The 243-nt window shown below is 61.3% G+C and carries 1 protein-coding gene; it reads right to left on the reverse strand.

The features are described from left to right. On the reverse strand, positions 1–243 hold a 243-nt coding region (locus AAEY83_RS17950; RefSeq protein ID WP_351061397.1), incomplete at both ends, for a zinc-binding dehydrogenase.

Here is a 243-nt window from a genome sequence, read left to right on the forward strand (position 1 = left end):
CGGGTGAAGACGAAATAGTAGCTGGCGTTCTTGCCCCAGGCCTGAACGAGGTTTTGTGGCTGCGCGATATCGACGATCGAGACCACGCGGCCAAGCTGGGCGAGCGCGTCGGCACTGCGGGACAGGGTATCGCCGCCGATGGTGTCGAACACCACATCAACGCCATGACCGGCGGATTCGCGCATGATCGCTTCGACGTAATCCTCTTGGGTGTAATCGATCACCACGTCGGCACCCAGGCTG

The sequence above is a fragment of the Psychrobacter sp. TB20-MNA-CIBAN-0197 genome, from assembly GCF_040309765.1.
Classification (GTDB): Bacteria; Pseudomonadota; Gammaproteobacteria; order Pseudomonadales; family Moraxellaceae; genus Psychrobacter; species Psychrobacter submarinus.